This window comes from Anaerobium acetethylicum, assembly GCF_900096945.1.
Lineage (GTDB): Bacteria > Bacillota > Clostridia > Lachnospirales > Lachnospiraceae > Anaerobium > Anaerobium acetethylicum.
Genome location: NZ_FMKA01000013.1, coordinates 32,078 through 51,326, shown reverse-complemented (window position 1 = coordinate 51,326; position 19,249 = coordinate 32,078). Strand labels below are relative to the sequence as shown.

The following is a 19,249-nucleotide window of genomic DNA, read 5'->3' as shown; positions in this document are numbered from 1 at the left end:
AACCTCCTAAACCGACCTCCTGCCTTTGCCGAAAAGCTTCAGTTCCGCAAGGTACTCGTATCCAATTGCATTCGCCCTCACGTCTTCGATAAAATGAATATTGCTATCTTGCAGCTTTCCGAAGTTCTTCATGACCATTGCTCCTCCGCCTACAAACACGACCGGCATCAGATCAAGATTATACGCAAGCTCCTTCAGCGTATTGTAGATCTTCTCTGCAAAAGTTCTGAGCCCGGACTGTATTACTTCAAGGTACTCCCGATTGATATTGCTTGTGCCATTTATCATGACCTCCTGAATATATATTTCCGGCGCCTCTCTGTTCATTTTCCGCATCAGCTCCTCGTTAATCTCCCTCATACATGTGATAAGGCCACCCTGCAGGGTTCTGCACTTTGCCTCATCCGGAAGCTGGTTGATGACTGGCATAATGTCGACCGTCCAGCTGCCTATGTCCACAACTACCAGATTATCTTCAAACGTGCTGATCCTGTCCGACACGGCTGCATAGCACTGGGGCGATACCAGGACTTTTTCAATCACGATATTATAAGCTATCCCTTCGTACTTGAAACAGACTTCCCTGTTTTTAGAGAGATACGAAATAAAGTCTTTCTTTTCAGCGCCGAATCTTGTCAGCGGGAGCCCTACAGATAATACTATCCTGGCGCTGCTTATACCCCTGCATCTTAACTCCGCGCCTAATGCGGCAAGCGTCAGAAGATAATAGTTCTCGTCTTCTACCTTCGTATCCCTGACCTCAAGCCTCTGTCCCCCAGCCTTGTAGTATTTTCCTTCAAATTCCAGAAGGCTGTCGATCAGCGCCGGCTCCGTCGCCATCTCTTTGATTCCTGACACGATAATCGTATTCCTGCTTTTGCAGGAACTCCAGCCATGATCCAAACCAATGATCACTATATTATTTTCCACTTACACCCCTCCATTCTACTGCGTAACCATTAGAAAAAGAGTTTCGCTTGCGAAACTCTCGCGCTGACGCGCAGTCGCTTCTGCGACATATTCTTCTTGCGCGTCATGTGCCTCCTCGCGGAGCGTTTTCCATTTATAGCAATTTCTTATAAATGGAAAAAAAGCAATATGAATCATTTCCATGACAGTACCGCTCTAATTAAAATACAAAAATATGCATATTTATTCATCCAGAATTCTTCGACTATTGGAACCAATTCCGAACGCACCTGCATACTTTTTCTAGTTTTTATTTTCAAAATCATCATAGTTTGGCATCTCAAAAACATGTTACTTTTAAAATATTTTTTTCGGCGGAAAATGATAGTGTCGTAATGGTGTCGTAACTTTTTTAGAGGGGCCTCCCAGCCCAGTGTTTACAAGGGTTCCGCAACTTTGTTAATACTATGCCGTGGCAGACGAACATTATTTTTTTCATCTCTTTTTTCCTTTCTGAAATGCTATGAATTACCGTGTTTTTCCCATTTTAATGGCTTTCAACCCATCATAAACTTCGTTAAAAATCTAATAATTTGCAGATCACAGCAAAACATATCAAATCACAGCAGTAAAACGTAGTCAATTAGTAGTCAATTTAGGGGGTGCAGACTACTGAACGCATAGAGGTATTTTACCATAGAAAAGATGGTTTCTCAATTTGATTATCATAAACGAAAGGCCAAGGTCTATTCTCCCTGGCCCGGATTTTTCTTCTTAAAAATAATTACCATCCCAATGATACATAATGTTATGCCAATGATACATAATATTATGCCAATGGCAATCCCAGCAATCCCTAGTCCTACATTAACTTTATCGGAAATAAAAATAGATGTGGGACCATCAGCACCACCAATTATTGATACCGATGCATTTTCTTTAGTTTTTAAAATGATTCCAATTATTACAATCATCACACCAACAATTGCAGCTCCAATTCCCATTTTTTTCATATAATGTTCCTCCCCCAAATTAATAGTTATTCTCTTAACACTAAAATCATTATACCACATCGTTTTTAAAGCAACTCCAATATCGCTATACCTGTGCTGCAAGTGCAATATTTTGGGAATGATCTATCTTGGTCCTGTATCAATTTTTCCTGCTAATTCCAATTCCTATATAGCCTTTTTCTCTCTGGTATCATATCAGACTCCTCTATTCCTTATTTATCAAATGATACTTCATACAAAAGCCATAGATTCCATCGTTTTCCACACTATCACATACTACATCGGCCATGTTTTTCACTTCTGCCGTAGCATTGCCCATAGCAATACCAAGTCCAACCGACTGTAGCATGGCGATATCATTATTTCCATCACCAAAAGCAAGTGCCTGTTCTTTTTTCAGATTGAAATATTTCAGTATTTTCTGAATTCCACGTGCTTTGCTGCCATTTACCGGAATAATATCCACTGCTCGTGACCACCATGCCGTTATTTCCGCACCAGTAACTCCTTGCAACAGACTGCTATATTCTTCTTTCCTTCCACCTGACATAATCTGGTAAATCTCACTATTGGACAAATCCTCGAACCTTGATTCTAAAGGAACAGGTTCGTGAGCAATTTTAAAATAGTCTTCTAAATCCTGATCACAACCATTCGCTCCTATTTTATCAATAGATGCAAGTGCAATAGGCCGTCCAATGCCAGTGGCATTGCTAATAATTTTATGTACAGTTTCTGTAGAAATAGGATTTTTGTATATCTCCACATCACCTGCAAGACAGTAGGATCCATTAAAATTAATGATTGCATCAAAATCAATTCCTTCGAACTTTGGCGTTGTCAAAGGCGCTCTGCCCGTAGCAATACAAATACGAATGTTGTTTTTTTGTAATTTCAGTAATGTTTCCTTCGTTTTGGATGACAGCTCCGTACTACCCAATTTGAGCAGAGTTCCATCTATATCAAAAAAAACAATCTTGGTTTTCGCAATATTCATCATTTCCCTCCAATTACCTTATTGAAACGATCTCGATTTCATTTCCATGTTCTGTAATAATATTCACTAAGCCTTTTGTCTTCAGCCATACTGTAGCTATATTGTCATTCGGATGAATTCCAATTAATTCAGATGATTCTAAAAAGTATTGATCCAAAAACACCTTTACTTTTCCATCTGGCTATCTCTTACAAATTATTTCAATATCCCCAAGTATGTAAAGTCCATTTCCCGGATCCTGATCTTGTCAATATCCACTGCCAATTATCATATGTTTCGTTAGGACTAAAACTACCGTCTCCACCTTTGCTGTCAGTTGTAAATGATGAAGTCAGAACAACAGCTTCTTCTGCATCATACTGTTTCACCCAGTCCTCTGAACATTCCGACGAATATGCTTCATCATAGTTAATTTCCTTTAAATCACAGCCCTTAAAATTCTTATTGAAGTGCCTGACTACAACATCGACAGCATCATTTACGTCATCCTCTGTATAGACCGGATTTTCCACATCCATACTGATAGTCACGGCATACTCTTTCTTGTTCGAAGAAGAGTATAAAGAAATTCCGGCAATCAGCAGTCCAATTCTAAACAGAACAAGAACTGCAACTACGATTGCAATCGTTTTAATCGCTGTGTATGTTCTTCTGTTTTTTACAGCTAATTGTTCATTAATTCTAACCAGCTGCTCCGCTATTTCATTGCGGTCCTCTTCCAGCCTGATTTCTGCACCAAGCAGTTCATTTACTGATGCATCCAACTCTTCTGCGATTTTCTGAAGCATTGCTGCATCAGGGACAGAAAGATTCTTTTCCCACTTGGATACTGTCTGTCTTACAACATGAATGCGGGTTGCAAGTTCTTCCTGTGATATTCCTTTCTGTTTTCGTAACGTTTTGATATTGTCGCCAAGCATATGCCGTACCTCCTTGTTTTTATGGCATTATCATATGCCCTTAATGCCAGTTGCCGTAAGCAACGCAAGTTAACATCTGTATTTTTCAAGCAAATTATTATTGGTTCTTTTATACAAAACAATAATGGCTCCCATTTTTTCGAAAATAAATGACATACAGCTTTTTATTATGTAATTATACCATTGAGTAAAGATAATGCGAATTATTTTCGATTCATCGAAATTTTATCGCTTTTATAATTTTCATTTCGATTTGATTTGTTTTTTATATATCGTTTATCTATTGTTCTTATTTTCAAATCACTACTACACCTTTTAAAATCCTTTCATTATACGAATGATTCCAAAACAAAAAAGCTAGTTCACGCCATTCTCATGTATTCACCGGGTACTATAATGAAAGCTATTTCTTGAAATGTCAATTATATGGAACCTATTGTAAATTCTTTTTGCCGTATTTTCAAGCATGCTATGTCTGGATATAAAAACAAACAGGGCCGCTTTTCGGCGGCCCATTGACTTATCCATAATCTGAATTCATATCTGCACTTAAAAAGTCTCCGTTTTCCATACTACCATCCCAATGATACATACAATTATGCCAATGGCAATTCCAACACTCCCCAACCCTTCATTAACTTTACTAGAAATAATAATAGATGCAGGACCCTCAGCACCACCAATTATTGATACTGATGTGTTTTCTTTAGCTTTTAAAATGATGCCAATTATTGCAATCATAACACTAGCAATTGCAGCTCCGATTCCCATTTTTTTCATGCACTGTACCCCATAAATTCAAACTTTTTAACACTAACATTATTATACCACATCGTTTTATAAATTTACTCAAATTTTCTTGTTCCGAAATTGGTCTGTATCCCATGCTGCCATTCTTGATGGCAATGAAATCAATTTAAGAAATCAATTTCACCTTTCAATACTTGATCTTGTAACTGTCACCTTTTACTAATATATGATATACTCCTCTTAAAAACACAAATTGATTTGGAGGAAGACCTATGGATAATTTCACGTTTTATAGTCCTACTTATTTTGTTTTCGGTAAAGATGAGGAACATAATGCCGGAAAATATGTAGCATGTTTCGGAGGTACTAAAGTATTGATTCATTATGGCGGTGGCAGTGTTGTCCGCTCTGGTCTTTTAGACCGTATTACAAATTCTTTGGAAATGGAAGGCATCTCTTATGTTGAGCTTGGCGGTGTAAAACCGAATCCTCGCAGTGGTCTGGTGTACGAAGGAATCGATTTATGCCGCAAAGAGGGCATCGATTTTGTTTTAGCCGTCGGCGGTGGAAGCACAATTGACTCCGCCAAGGCTATCGCTGCAGGCGCTGTTTATGACGGTGATTTCTGGGAATTCTATCAGGGCAAACCTGTAGAAAAGGCGTTGCCGCTCGGTACAGTACTGACCATCGCAGCTGCCGGTTCTGAAGGCTCTCCAGATTCTGTAATCACCAATGAAAATGGAATGTATAAACGCGGTGCCTCCGGAGAAGGCTTCCGTCCTGCATTCTCCATTTTAAATCCAGCGCTCACACAGACCCTGTCGGCTTTCCAGACGGCATGCGGTATCACAGATATTATGGCGCACCTTTTTGAGCGTTATTTTACAAATACCAAGGAAGTGGAAGTCACAGACCGTCTGATCGAGGGCTTGCTGCTCACTATGATTCACGAGGGTCCGCGGGTAATTACTGATCCTGATCACTATGAAGCAAGAGCAAACATTATGTGGGCCGGAATGATGGCGCACAATAATTCCTGCGGTGTCGGACGTTCCCAGGATTGGGCGAGCCACGATATCGAGCATGAAATTTCTGCTCTTTCTGACTGTGCACATGGTGCTGGCCTTGCAGTAGTCTTCCCGGCATGGATGACTTACACATACAAACATGATGTCATGCGTTTTGCACAGGCTGCTTCCCGTGTATGGGGTTGCAATATGGATTTCTCCAATCCGGAACGGACCGCTTTAGAGGGTATTGAACGCTTCAAAAACTTCCTGAAATCAATTGGAATGCCTGCTACTTTAGCGGAACTTGATGCAACTGAAGATGCTATTCCACAGATGGCCCATACTTGCTGTTATGGAGATGGCCGGACGGGACATATCGGTGGATTTGTATCTCTTGGAGAAGAGGATATAAATGCCATTTACAGACTTATGCTGTAGGTTCATAAGAAACAGAGTTTTAATTATTGGAACTTCATGAAATTTCTCAAAAAAATATCCTGGCGGTGTCACATAACACCTGCCAGGATTTAATTTTCCTCTGTTTGTAATAATTCCTTTATTTTAAATACTGCTCAAAGAAGCTCTGAATCTTATCAAACGGAATCACATCCATGTTATCATAAAGATCTGTATGAACAGCATCCGGAATGACCATGAGTTCCTTATTTTCTGCATAAGCACTGTCATTTGTCATAGCCGCAAATGCATCTTTACTGAAGTAGCATGAATGAGCCTTCTCACCATGGATCACGAGACATGCACTTCTGATTTCACCGCTGTAAATGAGGATGGGCTGGTTAATAAAAGACATGCATCCAATGGTATTCCAGCCTTCATTGGAATTAAGGGATCTGCCATGGTATGCGCGGCCTTTATAATACTCGCTGTAGTCCTTAACAAAGAAGGGAAGATCCTCGGAAACCGGCAGTGGAAGGCATCCACCCCCTCTTGTATATTCGCCATTCTTATAGTTTTCAGTTCTGACTGCATTTAGAGCCTTTTTCTTTTCATACCGTGCATCCTCACTGTCCTCAGAGTCAAAATATCCATTCGCACTCACACGGGACATATCGTACATAGTAGAAGTCACAGTTGCCTTGATTCTCGTATCAATCGCAGCTGTATTGAGAGCCATTCCTCCCCAGCCGCAGACACCGATGATACCAATCTTCTCAGGATCCACATTGTCCTGAACGGAAAGGAAATCAACTGCAGCCTGGAAATCCTCTGTATTCATATCCGGTGATGCCATATATCTTGGCTGTCCGCTGCTCTCGCCTGTAAAAGAAGGATCAAAGGCTATTGCAAGAAATCCTCTTTCTGCCATTGTCTGTGCATAAAGGCCGGAACATTGTTCCTTAACAGCACCAAATGGTCCACTTACTGCGATTGCAGCGAGCTTTCCCTCTGTATTCTTTGGTATATACAGATCTGCAGCCAGGGTAATTCCATAGCGATTATGGAATGTAACCTTCTTGTGCTCAACCTTCCCACTCTTAGCAAATGTTTTATCCCACTCAGCGACTAACTTTAATTCTTCCATCTTGAAACCTCCGTATTTTTTTATTGATTTTTTTATTTATTTTTGATAACATAATAACTGTAATACCTGAACCTAACTTTAGGTCAAGTAATTTATTTTTAAGTCTTGTAAAATGCAAAGGTAAATTCGTTATTTTAAGTCTATGATAAGGAGATTTTTATGTACACAATCGGACAAGTATCAGAAATGTTTGGATTACCTATATCTACTTTACGCTATTATGACAAGGAAGGGCTTTTTCCTAATATTGAACGAATATCTGGCATCCGCCGCTTCAGTGATGCCGAAATCGAAGCGATCCATGTTATTGAGTGTCTCAAGAAATCCGGCATGGAAATCAAAGAGATCAAACAGTTCATGCAATGGTGTACGGAAGGCAGTTCTACCTATCCTCTGCGAAAAGAATTATTTGAAAACCGCAGGAAATCTGTTGAGAATGAAATCGAACAGATGCAGAAGACTCTCGATATGCTTCGCTTCAAATGCTGGTATTATGAGAAGGCCATCAAGGATGGCAGCGAAGAAAATATAAATGCCATGCTCCCTGATCAGTTGCCAGCGGACATTCAGGCACTCTACAATCATGCACATGAATAACATAACAGCCGATGGCTCTCCTGCCATCGGCTGTTATGTTATTCATATCATCTCAAAAGAAGTATTACTTACCATCAATTCTGACATCCAGTTCGCTCACTTCCTTGCTATATTCCCTTGAGGGCTCCTTCTTGTCGTGGAGCGGATACCAGACCTGGGCAAAAAACGGATTCCGCTTCGCCACTTCATGATAATTCCAGCTTTTACGTTCACACTCCGGGCACCAGTGCCCGCCTTCCAGGACAAGCCTGGGACTCGCATCGAACTCATGCCCGAATGCGCATTTCCATTTCAGTTTTTTGCCCCATTCTCCTGTCTGCATGCTGTCTGACAGACATTCGCCGCCGCGAAACCGTGCTGCGGCTTTTACATCCTCAAGGCATAATTCCGATTCCGGTTTTGTCTCGTCATATCCATGATCGATCTCAACTACCTTGTTCCAGTCTGTGAAGTGCTTCATCTGGCTCAATTTTGGTATCTTCCGCCATTCTTTCTTTGAAATGAAGAACGGAGCTATGAACTCCTCATTGTTGTTCTTAATCCAGTTCAGGGTTCCTCTCTCGTCCATTAGATGTTTTGTAACTCTTTTCCTGATGACTGCCCCCATAAGCTTTTCTCCACCAGGAAGCCTCGTGACCAGCTTCGCAATGGGCACGAGGCTTCCCATATTCTTCCGATAGATATCAAAGAAATACTGCTTATCCTGGCTTCGGAAATGCAGATACTCCTCCAGCTTATCGCTATCCAGATAATACTGGCCGTGGAAGTTTCTGGTTGCGAACCATCTGGAGTCGATCACGTTCTCCAGATTCCTGATGCCAAGAGGCTCGAACATGTTTTTGAACATTTCGTAGCAGCTCATACGGCATCCTGGTCCTCCGCCTATGTTGTAGACATGACCCCAGAAGTCGCCCGGAAGGTCGTTGCAGCAGTTTCTCATAAGGACGCCGGAATCCTTATCGGTTACATACTCCAGCACGTTGTCCAGGCCGTTGTGGAATATGATGGCATCGCTGATTTTGGACATCTTTTCACAGAGTATGCCAGTCTGCCTTAAGGAAACCCAGTATTTCAGTCCGGACTCAATGACGGCCCTTTCTGCTGCGATTTTGGATACCGCATAATAGTCATGCACGCTTGGTTTGATCGGATCCCCCACCCTCCCCCAGTGTATCGGCGGCATCCGGTCCCCCGTCTCAGCGACAGTGCCTACACTGACAAGTCTGATTTCTTGCCAGTTCGGCTGTGCCTTGATGGCATTTATGATGTTTACAATGGAACCATAATTGATCTCCATGGCAAGCTTCGGATCATAGTCGGCGGCCGGGGATACAAAGGCTGCGCAGTGCAGCACGATATCGACACTTTTCATGCAGCGCAGAACATCCCCGTATACTGTAAGATCTCCGTAGTGGACCTTCAGGTTCTTATTCCTCAAATATGGCCTGATCAGCTTTTTATCCAGCCTGGTATCCCGGATCAGTGCAACGATCTCAAGATCCGTTTTCAACAGCTCTTTTAATGTGGCCTGTCCCATGGAACCTGTCGCGCCGGTTAAAAATACTTTTTTCGTCTTCATCTATTGCCTCCAATAATTCTTCCTGCCAGGCAGGCTCCGGGAATGTTCTGGGTTTCAGGAAATCAAATCATCAATTTCGTACTTCAGTTCATGAAAACTCTGAAACCGATTCAATTTCATAATATCCGGCTCGTTCAGCATGAGCAGGTTCCCCATTGTCCGATGTGAATCACGATAAGCTTTTGGCGACATTCCCACATGAAGTTGAAATGCACGGTAAAAATTACTCAACCCTGTAAATCCGCAGGCATATGCGATATCGATTACTTTTTCCGATGTTTCAACCAGATATCTGCAGGCGGCATTCAGCCGGACCGCTGTTATGTATTGTCCTAGATGCATCCCCATCTGTTCCGAAAACAGACGGTAAATCGTTGGCTCACTCACATGAAGTTTCTCTGCCAGTATTTCTGCATTTAAGCTTTCTCCCAAATGCTCATGTATATACAAGACACATACATTGATTGCATCCCACTTCTTCTTATTCTGCAGAACTGCATCTTTTTTGTATTTCACCAAAACCATTAAGAGCTGATACATGTACATATGATAACGGTACCAGTTTTCTTCCTGGTTTAATGGATGATCCTGAGTCAGAGCTTTTCGGTATTCCTGTTCCGAGTATTTTGGCAATGCAGCCCCTTTCACATAGATGTTCTTCAGATCCAGCATGCTCAAAGCTGCCATCTGTTCCAGCGCTTCACGAATCAGGTTTCTCTCTTCTTCCTGAACATCGCAATCTCCCGCTGTGGCACAGGAAATCTGTTTATCTTCCATGTTCCCTAATGCCTTGCATTCAATGGAACAGATGATTTGAAGATTCCCCTCTTTCCCATCCGTTATTTCATGGCTTTCGCCGCTATTGATGGTGATAAAATCCCCTGGAAATAGCGAATATGATTTCCCGTCAACGCTGAGATGCACTTCTCCTTTTTTACAGAGAAGGATCTCAACATGATCATGCCAGTGCACTCCATTAAAGATTACATTTCCGGCAGTCACAGTTGCCTGTAATCCAAAAAAATCCGCTATTTTATTCGCTTCAAAGTATCCTCTTTTTCCCTGCATAAGCACCGCCGATCATGTTGTTTCTTTTGTTAGCTCTTCCGTGTATCTATCCAGCAGTCCCGTTACGCGAGGCGTTTTTATGCTGATTTTGCATAAAAACCCGAGTTCTGCGTGCGCCAAATTGCTGATTTTGCAATTTGTGTGCATCATCTGTGACTATGAAGGGCGTAGTCCTGCATAGTCACTCTCCTGTTATTATAAACGATACAATATGAAAATGAAACTTTATCCGTTCATTTTCTAGTAATTTGATAGAATATTGGACTGATTTGAAGGAATAAGACAAGTTTTTCTCTTGCGAAAGTTTTATGATAAGGGTATCAGATACACATTCAGTAAAAATCAAGGAGGGTTTTATGAAAGTAAAACAGATTACCACATTTGCAGTCAATGGCAAATCTATGGTAGAAGAAAATACGATACCAGTCACATTAGAAGCTGATGAACCAAAACATCTGGAATCCGGTGTCATCAACCTTTACCCCGATCTCACATATCAGGAAATTGAAGGATTTGGCGGAGCCTTGACAGATACCGTCGGATATCTTTACTCCAAAATGACGGAGCCTGATCAGAAACAGTTTCTGCAGGATCACTTCGGGAAAAACGGACAGCATTACAGATTTATTCGCATGCATATGGATAGCTGCGATTATTCCCTGGAGGAATATCAGGCTGTGGCAGATCCTGTTTCGGATCCCGATTTCACCACTTTTTCCATTGATCGGGACCGTCAATATATGCTTCCGATGCTGAAAGATGCAATGGCTGTGACAGTTGAACCATTTAGCGTGCTGCTTAGCCCATGGTCTCCACCAAAACAATGGAAAACGCCGCCTGCAAAACCGAAAAACGATGCTTCCATATATGGTGCTGGTGCCATGATGGCTGCCTTCATGGAGCCAATTGATTATGAGACGCCATCCCGATGTAACGGCGGAAGCTTAAGGCCCGAATACTATAAGGACTGGGCTGGATATCTGGCAAAATACGTCCAGGCCTATCTTGATGAAGGCGTACCGGTTACAATGATGAGCCTTCAGAACGAAACCATCGCTGCAACCAACTGGGACAGCTGCGTATGGACTGCACAGGAACAGAAAACGTTCCTGAGAGATTATTTATATCCTGTTTTCAAGGAGGCTGGTCTGACAGATAAAATCGGACTCTACATCTGGGATCATAATAAGGAGCGCGTTGTCGAATTCGCCCGTGAAATCATCGATGACGAAACCGCTAAGATGCTTGAAGGAATCGCTTTCCACTGGTATTCCGGAGATCATTTCGAATCTCTTGGCATTGCGCATGATATGTTTCCAAACATGAAACTTATGTCAAGCGAGTGCTGTGCACTTCATCCACCTGGAAAAACAAATATGCTGGCATCTCTTTTTGGAGAAAGCACGGCAAGTGCAGCTGAAGTAGAATATGAGGACGCCGCCGCATATGGACATGATATCATCGGAGGCCTGAATAACGGCATGAACCGCTGGATCGACTGGAACCTTTGTGTTGATAAAGACGGGGGGCCACGCCATGTTTCATTAGGTTTTGGTGCTCCAGTCTGCGCAAATGAAGACGGTTCCTACCGCAAGCTGCTGACCTTTGATTACATCGGACACTTCTCCCGCTATATTCTGCCAGGCGCCAGGCGCATTGCATTCTCCCGCTGCAACGATACTGTAGACATGACTGCAGCTAAGAATCAAGATGGATCTATTGTGATCGTGATGCAGAACCATCGTCAGGCAGATGCGTCCTATGCAATTCGTATGGATGGGCAGTTGATCCGTGTATCTGTGCCAGCTAAGACAATCAGCACGATCTGTATTGATTTTCAGGCGTAGCGCTATTTGTACTCAACTGTGAATACTGGAACAGCCAGCCCGCAAAGTAGACGGGCTGGCTGTTCTTTCAGTTCCTATCGAGAATGTGCTTCCCAAGGTCCAGGATTGGATTTTTCTGCTTTAACTAATTCCAGTTCTGCAGTCTTCTAATCTATATTCATGTTAGACCCTTTTACTATTTAACAATCTCCGGCATAATAAGAAACAATGCTCATATAATCTTTAGGATTTGGAATATCCAAATTAATCCGCAGATAATTCTTATTTTTTCTGTATTCTTCCTGCAAGTCATTCTGGATCAGATATTGTCTGCTTATATTCACTTTTTTCCCGTCAGGACGAAGCATATTTACTTCACCTGTACATTCATTAACTGCTCCAAAAAAATTTTTGATGTTCAGAATATTTAATTTCATCATTGCCAATCCTCCGTTCTTAAAAATGCAGCAGTTTGACTGCTGCAATCTCTATCAACTTTACAATATCATTATATTGCGTATGAATGAAAATAAATATTCTATTTCCGCCTTTATCTATCAAAATTCTGCCATTTTCGGCGATAATCCACTGGCGTATACCCCATATATTCCCGAAAGACTTTCCCAAAATAACTGCTGCTTCCCAAACCACACGCATGGCTGATTGCTGTAACAGGTTCCTGGCTGTTTGCTAACATCTGGCAAGCCATTTGCAGACGGTAGCCTGTTATATACTCTGTTGGTGTCATGTGCAGACAATCATGAAATACCCGGTAGCACTCCCTCTCGCTCAAATAAGCAGCGGCCGCAAGATCAGGGATAGAAATTTTTCCCGCATAATGTTCATGGATATATATCATCATCATTTTTACTTTATCATTTGTCTTATCATGTTTCTTTTTTTCTTCTAATATGGAGGATGATACTTCAAAAAGAGAAAGCCATATCTCTGATAGGATTTCACGAAGTCTGATTTCATATCCGAACTCCTGCTCAGGGAGATGAATCGCATTCTGAATCAGGTCCAATATTCTTTTTTGCGGTTGACTGTCAGGATATAACGCAATTATTTCAAGCTGCGGTGCTGTAGTAATCGGCAAAATATATTTCTGCTCAATACGGCTTCCATGTTCCCCTGCAATAAATGATGTATCGAAAATATGAATCAGCTGAACAGTTTTTATGTTTTCCCCTTGTGGCTTTGTCATATGAAGTACATTGGAATTTACCATACCGCCAGAGCCCGCTGGAAACAGAATCTTCCCTTTTGGAGTACGGTATTCAAGAGTACCCGTTTCTATATAGAACAATTCTACAGCTTTATGCCAATGCCAGGGCACAAAACGTCCCGAATATTTATTTAAGTCTACACAAGAAGCAACATAGGGGAAATCAGTGGAAAAATCAGGTAACTGCTCCTCTCTGGTGCCTGTATAAAATTCTATACTACGAAAAGTTTTCATCGAGTTTTCCTCCCCGTTATCCCTCATTTTTATCATTTTGTCAGTTTGTAAAATGTTTCAAATCCATTGGAGATAATCGTATGCTTTCCTTTAACCTGAAACCCAATGAGCACCATATTCAAAAAATCAACACATGATCCTGCTGCGTTTATAAGACACAGCAGCAGTGTGTACCAATTGAGATATCCAATATAATTCAAAAACAGAACGGCTAATACAGATAATAGGACGAAAGGCATGCATGAGATAACCAGAAACCTGCCTTTTTTGATGGGTTCCGTTGTGAAAACAAAACCAAACACACCATTCATACCCCAAAATGTTCTTTCTGATTTTAAGACGCCGGGAATGAAAATCGCATGAATCATCTCGTGTAAAAACATATATACAAAGATTGCCCCAACGAACAGAAGAAGTTGTAAATCAATTGATAAGGCAATTGATAACGAATTAGATGCCATAAAGTTGAAAAGCCCGGGTTTAAGTAGATAAGCAAGCCATAAAATAATGCCTAACAGCAGATAAGCAAACGGAAGCGAAAATAATATAGCCAAAGGTAGATTTTGCGGCTCCTTTATTTTGATCCAGCCAGCGTCTATCAAATATGAACTCAGTTCCTCATCCGTTTTGGGCAACTTCTTTGTGTATTTCATTCTGTTCCTCCATATATTTTTACTCCAAAAGCTGCACTATTCAGTCTTTCCGTTCTTCATGAAGAAAAACAGAATCAAAGCCGCAGCCAGGGCCATGCAGGATCCGAAAACAAACGGCACCCATGCGCCGAACAGATCCCAAAGGAATCCCGCAATCATGCTTGCAGGCAGCAGTGCGATGCCGACAACGGTTGAATGAAGCCCCAGCATCGTGCCCTTCAGTTCTGCCGGCGCGATTTCCGAAATGTAAGCCCTCTCAACCCCGGCAATCATGGCGGTATACAGACCGTAAAGCACGAACAGCGCAGCCATAAGCGGCCTGCTCCACGCGAAGGCGAAGCCCATGTATACAACCGCAAAAACAGCATAGCCAGCCACCAGAAGCCGCTTTCTTCCGACCTGGTCAGACCTTTTTCCGGCCGGAATCGCAAGAAGGGAAGCTGTCATATTATATGCAAAGTAGAGCAGAATAACAGAAGTATCATCGAAGCCTACGCTTCTGGCGCGGAGCAGGAGAAATGTGTTCGACGAGTTTCCAAGGGTGAACAGAAACGCCACAAGCAGATAAAGCTTCAGCTGTCCATCAAGCTTCCTCATATTTTTCCAGAATGGCTCTCTTTCCTTTACAGCGCATTCCGTCTTCTTCTCCCTGATCAGAAAGAACATTAGGAGGCTGAGCACCGCCGGAATACAGGCAAGCAGAAAGATCCGTTTGTAGTCACTGCTGTTTCCTGCCGCTCCGGCATTTCTGAGCAGAAGGTAGGAAAAAAGGATTCCCAGGGCGGAGCCTGCCATATCCAGTGCCTTATGAATGCCATATGCCTGGCCTGTCCGGCCTTTTTCCGCACTCTCGCAGACCATGACGTCTCTCGGAGCCGTCCTTATGCCCTTGCCAATCCTGTCGATCATCCTGGCTCCTAGAATCCCCATCCATGAGCCAGCCATGATTAAAGCGGCTTTGTACACAAGTCCCGCTGCATAGCCTGTGAAGGCCACCGCTTTCTTATGCCTGTATTTGTCAGTTATATACCCGCTGAATACTTTCAGCAGGCTTGCAAGGCTTTCCGCGATTCCTTCTATGATGCCGACCAGGGCCGGCGTTGCCCCGAATGCCGATGTCAGATACAGCGGAATGATCGGGTAGACCATTTCAGAGCTGATGTCGGCGAAAAAACTGACCATTCCTAAAAAAATAATATTCCACATGATTCTTAATCTCCTATGTTATTGACGACACGTCCTACGCAGAAATAAAGCCATTCGCTTCAAGGAATTCCCTGCAAATCAACAATAAGCTGTAGCCCAGCCAATATATTGGGTGGGCTACAGCCTCAACTAAACTTCTATATGATTCAAATTGCAATTTTCAAAATATCCTGAAGCATCTTCCCGCTTCTCATTCATCCGCTTCTTCTTCCGCAAGTTCGAAATAAACATTGCTGTTATCGGTCAGATCGATATAACCCTGGACTGCGACCTTTTTCACAAGTTCATTTCCCTCTTCAGGGGTAAGACACGGTACACCGAATGCGCCGGATCCATCTGATAAAAAAAACGTGACCGCAGTCTGCTGCGTCTCGTAATCCACAACCCCATAGCTTGCTTCATAGGATTCTTTGATGTACAGATCTCCGGTTTCATAGTCTTTCAATAAAATTCTCATAACATCCCTCTTTCCTGATTTTTGTTATATTGCATTCTATCTACTTTTGTAACTATGCAGTCCTGCGTCCTTCACAGGATGACTGAACTGTCACTAACTTTTTCTTATTATAGCATATTCAGCCAAATGAATCCATATAATCCATCAAATTCCACAAGTAAAAAACCGGCCTGTTCAGGTCGGTCATATCGTTGCATCTGTCAAGGTATATCCTTAAGGAATTCTTCCACGAAATAAAGAGCCGCTCCTGTCGCTACGGATTCTATCTTGTTCTTGCAGGGAATCAGGTAGCTCTCAGAACTCTCGCTAAATGGACTTTTGGAATCGACTTTTTCATACAGGATATCCATATATTCCTTCATGTAAGCACCTACATAACCGCCTACAATCACCGTACATCCGAATAGCATTCTGATATCGTTTATTGCAACGGCAAGGTGATCAAGGTATTCATCCCATACTATTTGCAGTTTTTCGTCTCCCTGCTCCATTTGGCTGAAAAATGCTTTCAGATCGCCGTCGGTATAATCAGCAAGAATCTCTGCGTTGCAATATGCATCCAGACATCCTTTCTGTCCACAGTAGCATTTCCTGCCATTCGGGATCAGATTCAGATGTCCTATTTCGCTGCTGTACAGGCCGTCGCCCATATACACCTTGTCATTCAGCAATACGGAACCGCCTACGCTGTCGCATAAACTGATATAAAAAGCATTATGGATGTCTGGCGTCATCCATATTTCAGAAAAACCGGAAGCATAGGAATCATGGATCAGCGTGGAAGGGTATGGAATATATTTTGAAAATTCTTCACACTTCATTCCTGTGTTGTCAATTACTCTGCCCTGGACCACGTAGCCTTCCTCATGATTTACAATACCCGGCACTGCAATCCCTACTCCCAGGATTTTTTTTCGATCCAATTGTATGCTGTCTATAATCGTCTCTACTTCCTCTCCTAAGAGCTTCAGGTATTCATCAGTCCGTTCATATACTTGTCTCTTGTAATTGTACTTAAGAACATTTCCATCCAAATCCACAATTATGGTTTTAATATGATGTCTCGTGATATGAAGCCCGATTGCAACTTTTGCGTCAGCGATAGGCGAATAGGCGATAGGATTCCTACCGCCTGCTTTGTTCACCACTTTGCTCGCAGAGCTGATCAGCCCCTGCTGCACCAGATATTCCAGATTCTGTGTAACAGTAGGCAGACTCAGCTGCAGATCATAAGCAATATCCTGCCTTGTTGCCAGCCCGCTATTGCGTATATAAAAATATATTTTATTTCGATTGTTTTGCTTAATGTCAAAAATATTCATTGAATTCCCCGCCATTTCTTAATGTATGTGTCCTTATACAGTCTTTCTAATTATATAACGAACTCTCAATATTTGTAAAGGTTGATAAATCCCTGAAACTCCAATATTGTTACTGGTCACTCTGTGAACAGTAACCTAATATCTTTCCATAAAGCCATATAAGGACACTCTGGTTCATATTTTCGACCAATGGGATCGCAGTGCAATTCTGTCGATCCCATCATGCAAATCATTCTCGACATTCAGATGCTATTTGGAGCTTTTAATCTCATTGCGGAGCTTTTTCAAACGTTTCATAACATTGTTTTCTCCAGCTCCAAAATAATCATGAAGTGTCTTGTATTCTTTATAAAGTTCATTATACAATGCTACATTTTCCGGTATCGGCACGTACATTTTATCTTCCAGACGCGACATCTTTTCTGATGCCTCCTGAATCGTGTCATAGCCGCCTTTCTCGCTTCCCGCTGCCACTGCTCCAAACAGTGCAGCCCCAAGTGCCGGTGCTTGTGCAGAAGAAGATATCCTGATTTCGCGGTTTGTAATATCCGCATAAATCTGCATCATCATCGAATTTTTTTTTGAAATTCCGCCTGCTGCGAATAATTCCTCGATCGGTACGCCGCCCTCTTCGAATGCTTCTACGATTACTCTTGTACCAAAAGCAGTCGCTTCAATCAGGGTACGGTATATTTCCTCAGGTTTTGTCAGCAGCGTGCATCCAAGGAGCATGCCTGTGAGATCTGCATCCGTAAGTATGCTTCGGTTTCCATTCCACCAGTCAAGTGCCAGCAGTCCGCTTTCGCCCGGCTTCAGCATGGCAGCCTTCTCTGTCAGCAGCTGATGGATTCCCATATTCTTTTCCTTCGCTTCCTGTTCATAGGATGCCGGAACCGCATTGTGTACCATCCAGTCGAAATGGTCGCCTACACATGCCTGGCCTGCCTCATAAGCAAAATATCCTGGAATTACGCCATCTTCTACGACTCCGCCAACTCCCGGGATGAACTTCTCTTCCCTGCCCATCATAATGTGGCATGTAGAGGTTCCCATGATCATAAGCATCTTGCCCGGTTCCGTAATCTTTACTGCCGGAAGGGCTACATGGGCATCCACGTTCGCAACCGCTACCGCAGTTCCTTCCATCAGGCCGGTCAGCTGTGCTGCCTCTTTGGTAAGATATCCGGCTGTGTCCGTTGTCGCATAGATATCGCGGCTCAGTTTTTCATCCACGAAATGCTCCATCTTAGGGTCGAGGGCTTTAAAGAAATCATCTGACGGATAGCCGTCCTTTTTAGACCAGACAGCCTTGTAGCCTGCCTGGCAGAGGCTTCTTTTCTCTTCTCCTGTCAGCTGCAGCACGATCCAGTCTCCGCCTTCAATGAAGCGGTCCATCGCATCATAGATTTCCTCGTCTTCATGAAGGATCTGCATTGCTTTTGGCACTACCCATTCAGAAGACATCTTGCCGCCATAACGTTTGATGAATTCCTCGCCGCGGCTTGCCACGACTTCATTGAACCTGTCTGCCTCATACTGGGCTGCATGGTGCTTCCACAGTTTCGGGTATGCGTGGGGGCGGCTTGCATATTTTTCATTGAAACACAGCGGATTGCCGTCTTTGTCTATTGGAAGAACCGTACAGGACGTGAAGTCCACGCCGATTCCGATTATCTGCTCTTTCGTAACTCCCGCTTCTTCCAGGGCTTTTGGAACTGCCCTCAGCACATCCAGATAATCCTGTGGATGCTGCAGAGCCGTTTCCGGCGCCAGTTTTGTCACTCCATCAGGCAGAACCCTGTCCATGACTGCATGGGCATAATCTACTGTAATGCATGCAACTTCTTCACCATTCTCTACATCAACAAGAAGCACCCTTCCTGAAAGGCTTCCGTAATCAACACCAATTGTATACTTTTTCATTCCGTCCCTCCTTC

The 19,249-nt window shown here is 42.7% G+C and carries 18 protein-coding genes; 3 read left to right on the top strand and 15 right to left on the bottom strand.

The window, feature by feature from the left end:
- Positions 1–6 precede the first annotated feature (6 nt).
- The 5 genes from BJR36_RS11110 to BJR36_RS11090 form a co-directional block, all read right to left on the bottom strand.
- Entirely contained in the window at positions 7–930 is a 924-nt protein-coding gene (locus BJR36_RS11110; protein WP_091234131.1) for a ParM/StbA family protein, read from the bottom strand.
- A gap of 725 nt (positions 931–1,655) precedes the next feature.
- Positions 1,656–1,922, bottom strand: coding sequence for a hypothetical protein (locus tag BJR36_RS11105; protein ID WP_091234129.1), 267 nt, complete (start codon positions 1,920–1,922; stop codon positions 1,656–1,658).
- A gap of 205 nt (positions 1,923–2,127) precedes the next feature.
- Complete coding sequence (locus BJR36_RS11100) at positions 2,128–2,919, bottom strand: Cof-type HAD-IIB family hydrolase (protein WP_091234126.1); 792 nt, start codon at positions 2,917–2,919, stop codon at positions 2,128–2,130.
- 200 nt (positions 2,920–3,119) lie between these two features.
- A complete protein-coding gene (locus BJR36_RS11095) occupies positions 3,120–3,839 on the bottom strand; it encodes a helix-turn-helix domain-containing protein (protein ID WP_091234123.1) in 720 nt (239 codons plus the stop codon).
- A gap of 549 nt (positions 3,840–4,388) precedes the next feature.
- Positions 4,389–4,619 carry a hypothetical protein gene (locus BJR36_RS11090; RefSeq protein ID WP_091234122.1) on the bottom strand — a complete coding sequence of 77 codons (231 nt, stop codon included), beginning with the start codon at positions 4,617–4,619 and terminating at the stop codon, positions 4,389–4,391.
- Between the two features lie 242 nt (positions 4,620–4,861).
- On the opposite strand from BJR36_RS11090, the gene BJR36_RS11085 reads away from it, so the two are divergent.
- A complete protein-coding gene (locus BJR36_RS11085) occupies positions 4,862–6,037 on the top strand; it encodes an iron-containing alcohol dehydrogenase (RefSeq protein ID WP_091234119.1) in 1,176 nt (391 codons plus the stop codon).
- 118 nt (positions 6,038–6,155) lie between these two features.
- On the opposite strand, the gene BJR36_RS11080 is transcribed toward BJR36_RS11085, so the two are convergent.
- Positions 6,156–7,142 carry an alpha/beta hydrolase gene (locus tag BJR36_RS11080; protein ID WP_091234116.1) on the bottom strand — a complete coding sequence of 329 codons (987 nt, stop codon included), beginning with the start codon at positions 7,140–7,142 and terminating at the stop codon, positions 6,156–6,158.
- Between the two features lie 159 nt (positions 7,143–7,301).
- On the opposite strand from BJR36_RS11080, the gene BJR36_RS11075 reads away from it, so the two are divergent.
- On the top strand, positions 7,302–7,739 hold the full coding sequence (locus BJR36_RS11075; protein WP_091234113.1) for a MerR family transcriptional regulator: 438 nt from the start codon (positions 7,302–7,304) through the stop codon (positions 7,737–7,739).
- A 64-nt stretch (positions 7,740–7,803) separates the two neighbouring features.
- Here the strand turns inward: BJR36_RS11075 and BJR36_RS11070 are convergent, their stop codons facing one another.
- Together BJR36_RS11070 and BJR36_RS11065 are read right to left on the bottom strand one after the other, a co-directional pair.
- Entirely contained in the window at positions 7,804–9,318 is a 1,515-nt protein-coding gene (locus BJR36_RS11070) for an NAD-dependent epimerase/dehydratase family protein (protein WP_091234111.1), read from the bottom strand.
- A 54-nt stretch (positions 9,319–9,372) separates the two neighbouring features.
- A complete protein-coding gene (locus BJR36_RS11065; protein ID WP_091234108.1) occupies positions 9,373–10,386 on the bottom strand; it encodes an AraC family transcriptional regulator in 1,014 nt (337 codons plus the stop codon).
- A gap of 356 nt (positions 10,387–10,742) precedes the next feature.
- Between BJR36_RS11065 and BJR36_RS11060 the strand changes: the two genes are divergently transcribed.
- Complete coding sequence (locus BJR36_RS11060) at positions 10,743–12,233, top strand: glycoside hydrolase family 30 protein (RefSeq protein ID WP_091234105.1); 1,491 nt, start codon at positions 10,743–10,745, stop codon at positions 12,231–12,233.
- Between the two features lie 179 nt (positions 12,234–12,412).
- Here the strand turns inward: BJR36_RS11060 and BJR36_RS11055 are convergent, their stop codons facing one another.
- From BJR36_RS11055 to araB, 7 genes are all read right to left on the bottom strand, one after another.
- Complete coding sequence (locus tag BJR36_RS11055) at positions 12,413–12,652, bottom strand: ribonuclease HII (RefSeq protein ID WP_091234102.1); 240 nt, start codon at positions 12,650–12,652, stop codon at positions 12,413–12,415.
- Positions 12,653–12,762: 110 nt separating this feature from the next.
- On the bottom strand, positions 12,763–13,674 hold the full coding sequence (locus tag BJR36_RS11050; protein WP_091234099.1) for an AraC family transcriptional regulator: 912 nt from the start codon (positions 13,672–13,674) through the stop codon (positions 12,763–12,765).
- Between the two features lie 32 nt (positions 13,675–13,706).
- Positions 13,707–14,327, bottom strand: a complete 621-nt coding sequence (locus BJR36_RS11045; protein WP_091234097.1) for a DUF3267 domain-containing protein — start codon at positions 14,325–14,327, stop codon at positions 13,707–13,709.
- Between the two features lie 36 nt (positions 14,328–14,363).
- On the bottom strand, positions 14,364–15,533 hold the full coding sequence (locus tag BJR36_RS11040; RefSeq protein ID WP_091234094.1) for an MFS transporter: 1,170 nt from the start codon (positions 15,531–15,533) through the stop codon (positions 14,364–14,366).
- A 190-nt stretch (positions 15,534–15,723) separates the two neighbouring features.
- Positions 15,724–15,990 carry a hypothetical protein gene (locus BJR36_RS11035; RefSeq protein WP_091234092.1) on the bottom strand — a complete coding sequence of 89 codons (267 nt, stop codon included), beginning with the start codon at positions 15,988–15,990 and terminating at the stop codon, positions 15,724–15,726.
- A 200-nt stretch (positions 15,991–16,190) separates the two neighbouring features.
- Positions 16,191–17,312: an ROK family transcriptional regulator gene (locus tag BJR36_RS11030; protein ID WP_091234090.1), complete on the bottom strand. Its 1,122-nt coding sequence runs from the start codon at positions 17,310–17,312 to the stop codon at positions 16,191–16,193.
- A gap of 249 nt (positions 17,313–17,561) precedes the next feature.
- Positions 17,562–19,235 carry a ribulokinase gene (gene araB, locus BJR36_RS11025; protein ID WP_091234087.1) on the bottom strand — a complete coding sequence of 558 codons (1,674 nt, stop codon included), beginning with the start codon at positions 19,233–19,235 and terminating at the stop codon, positions 17,562–17,564.
- Positions 19,236–19,249 lie beyond the last annotated feature (14 nt).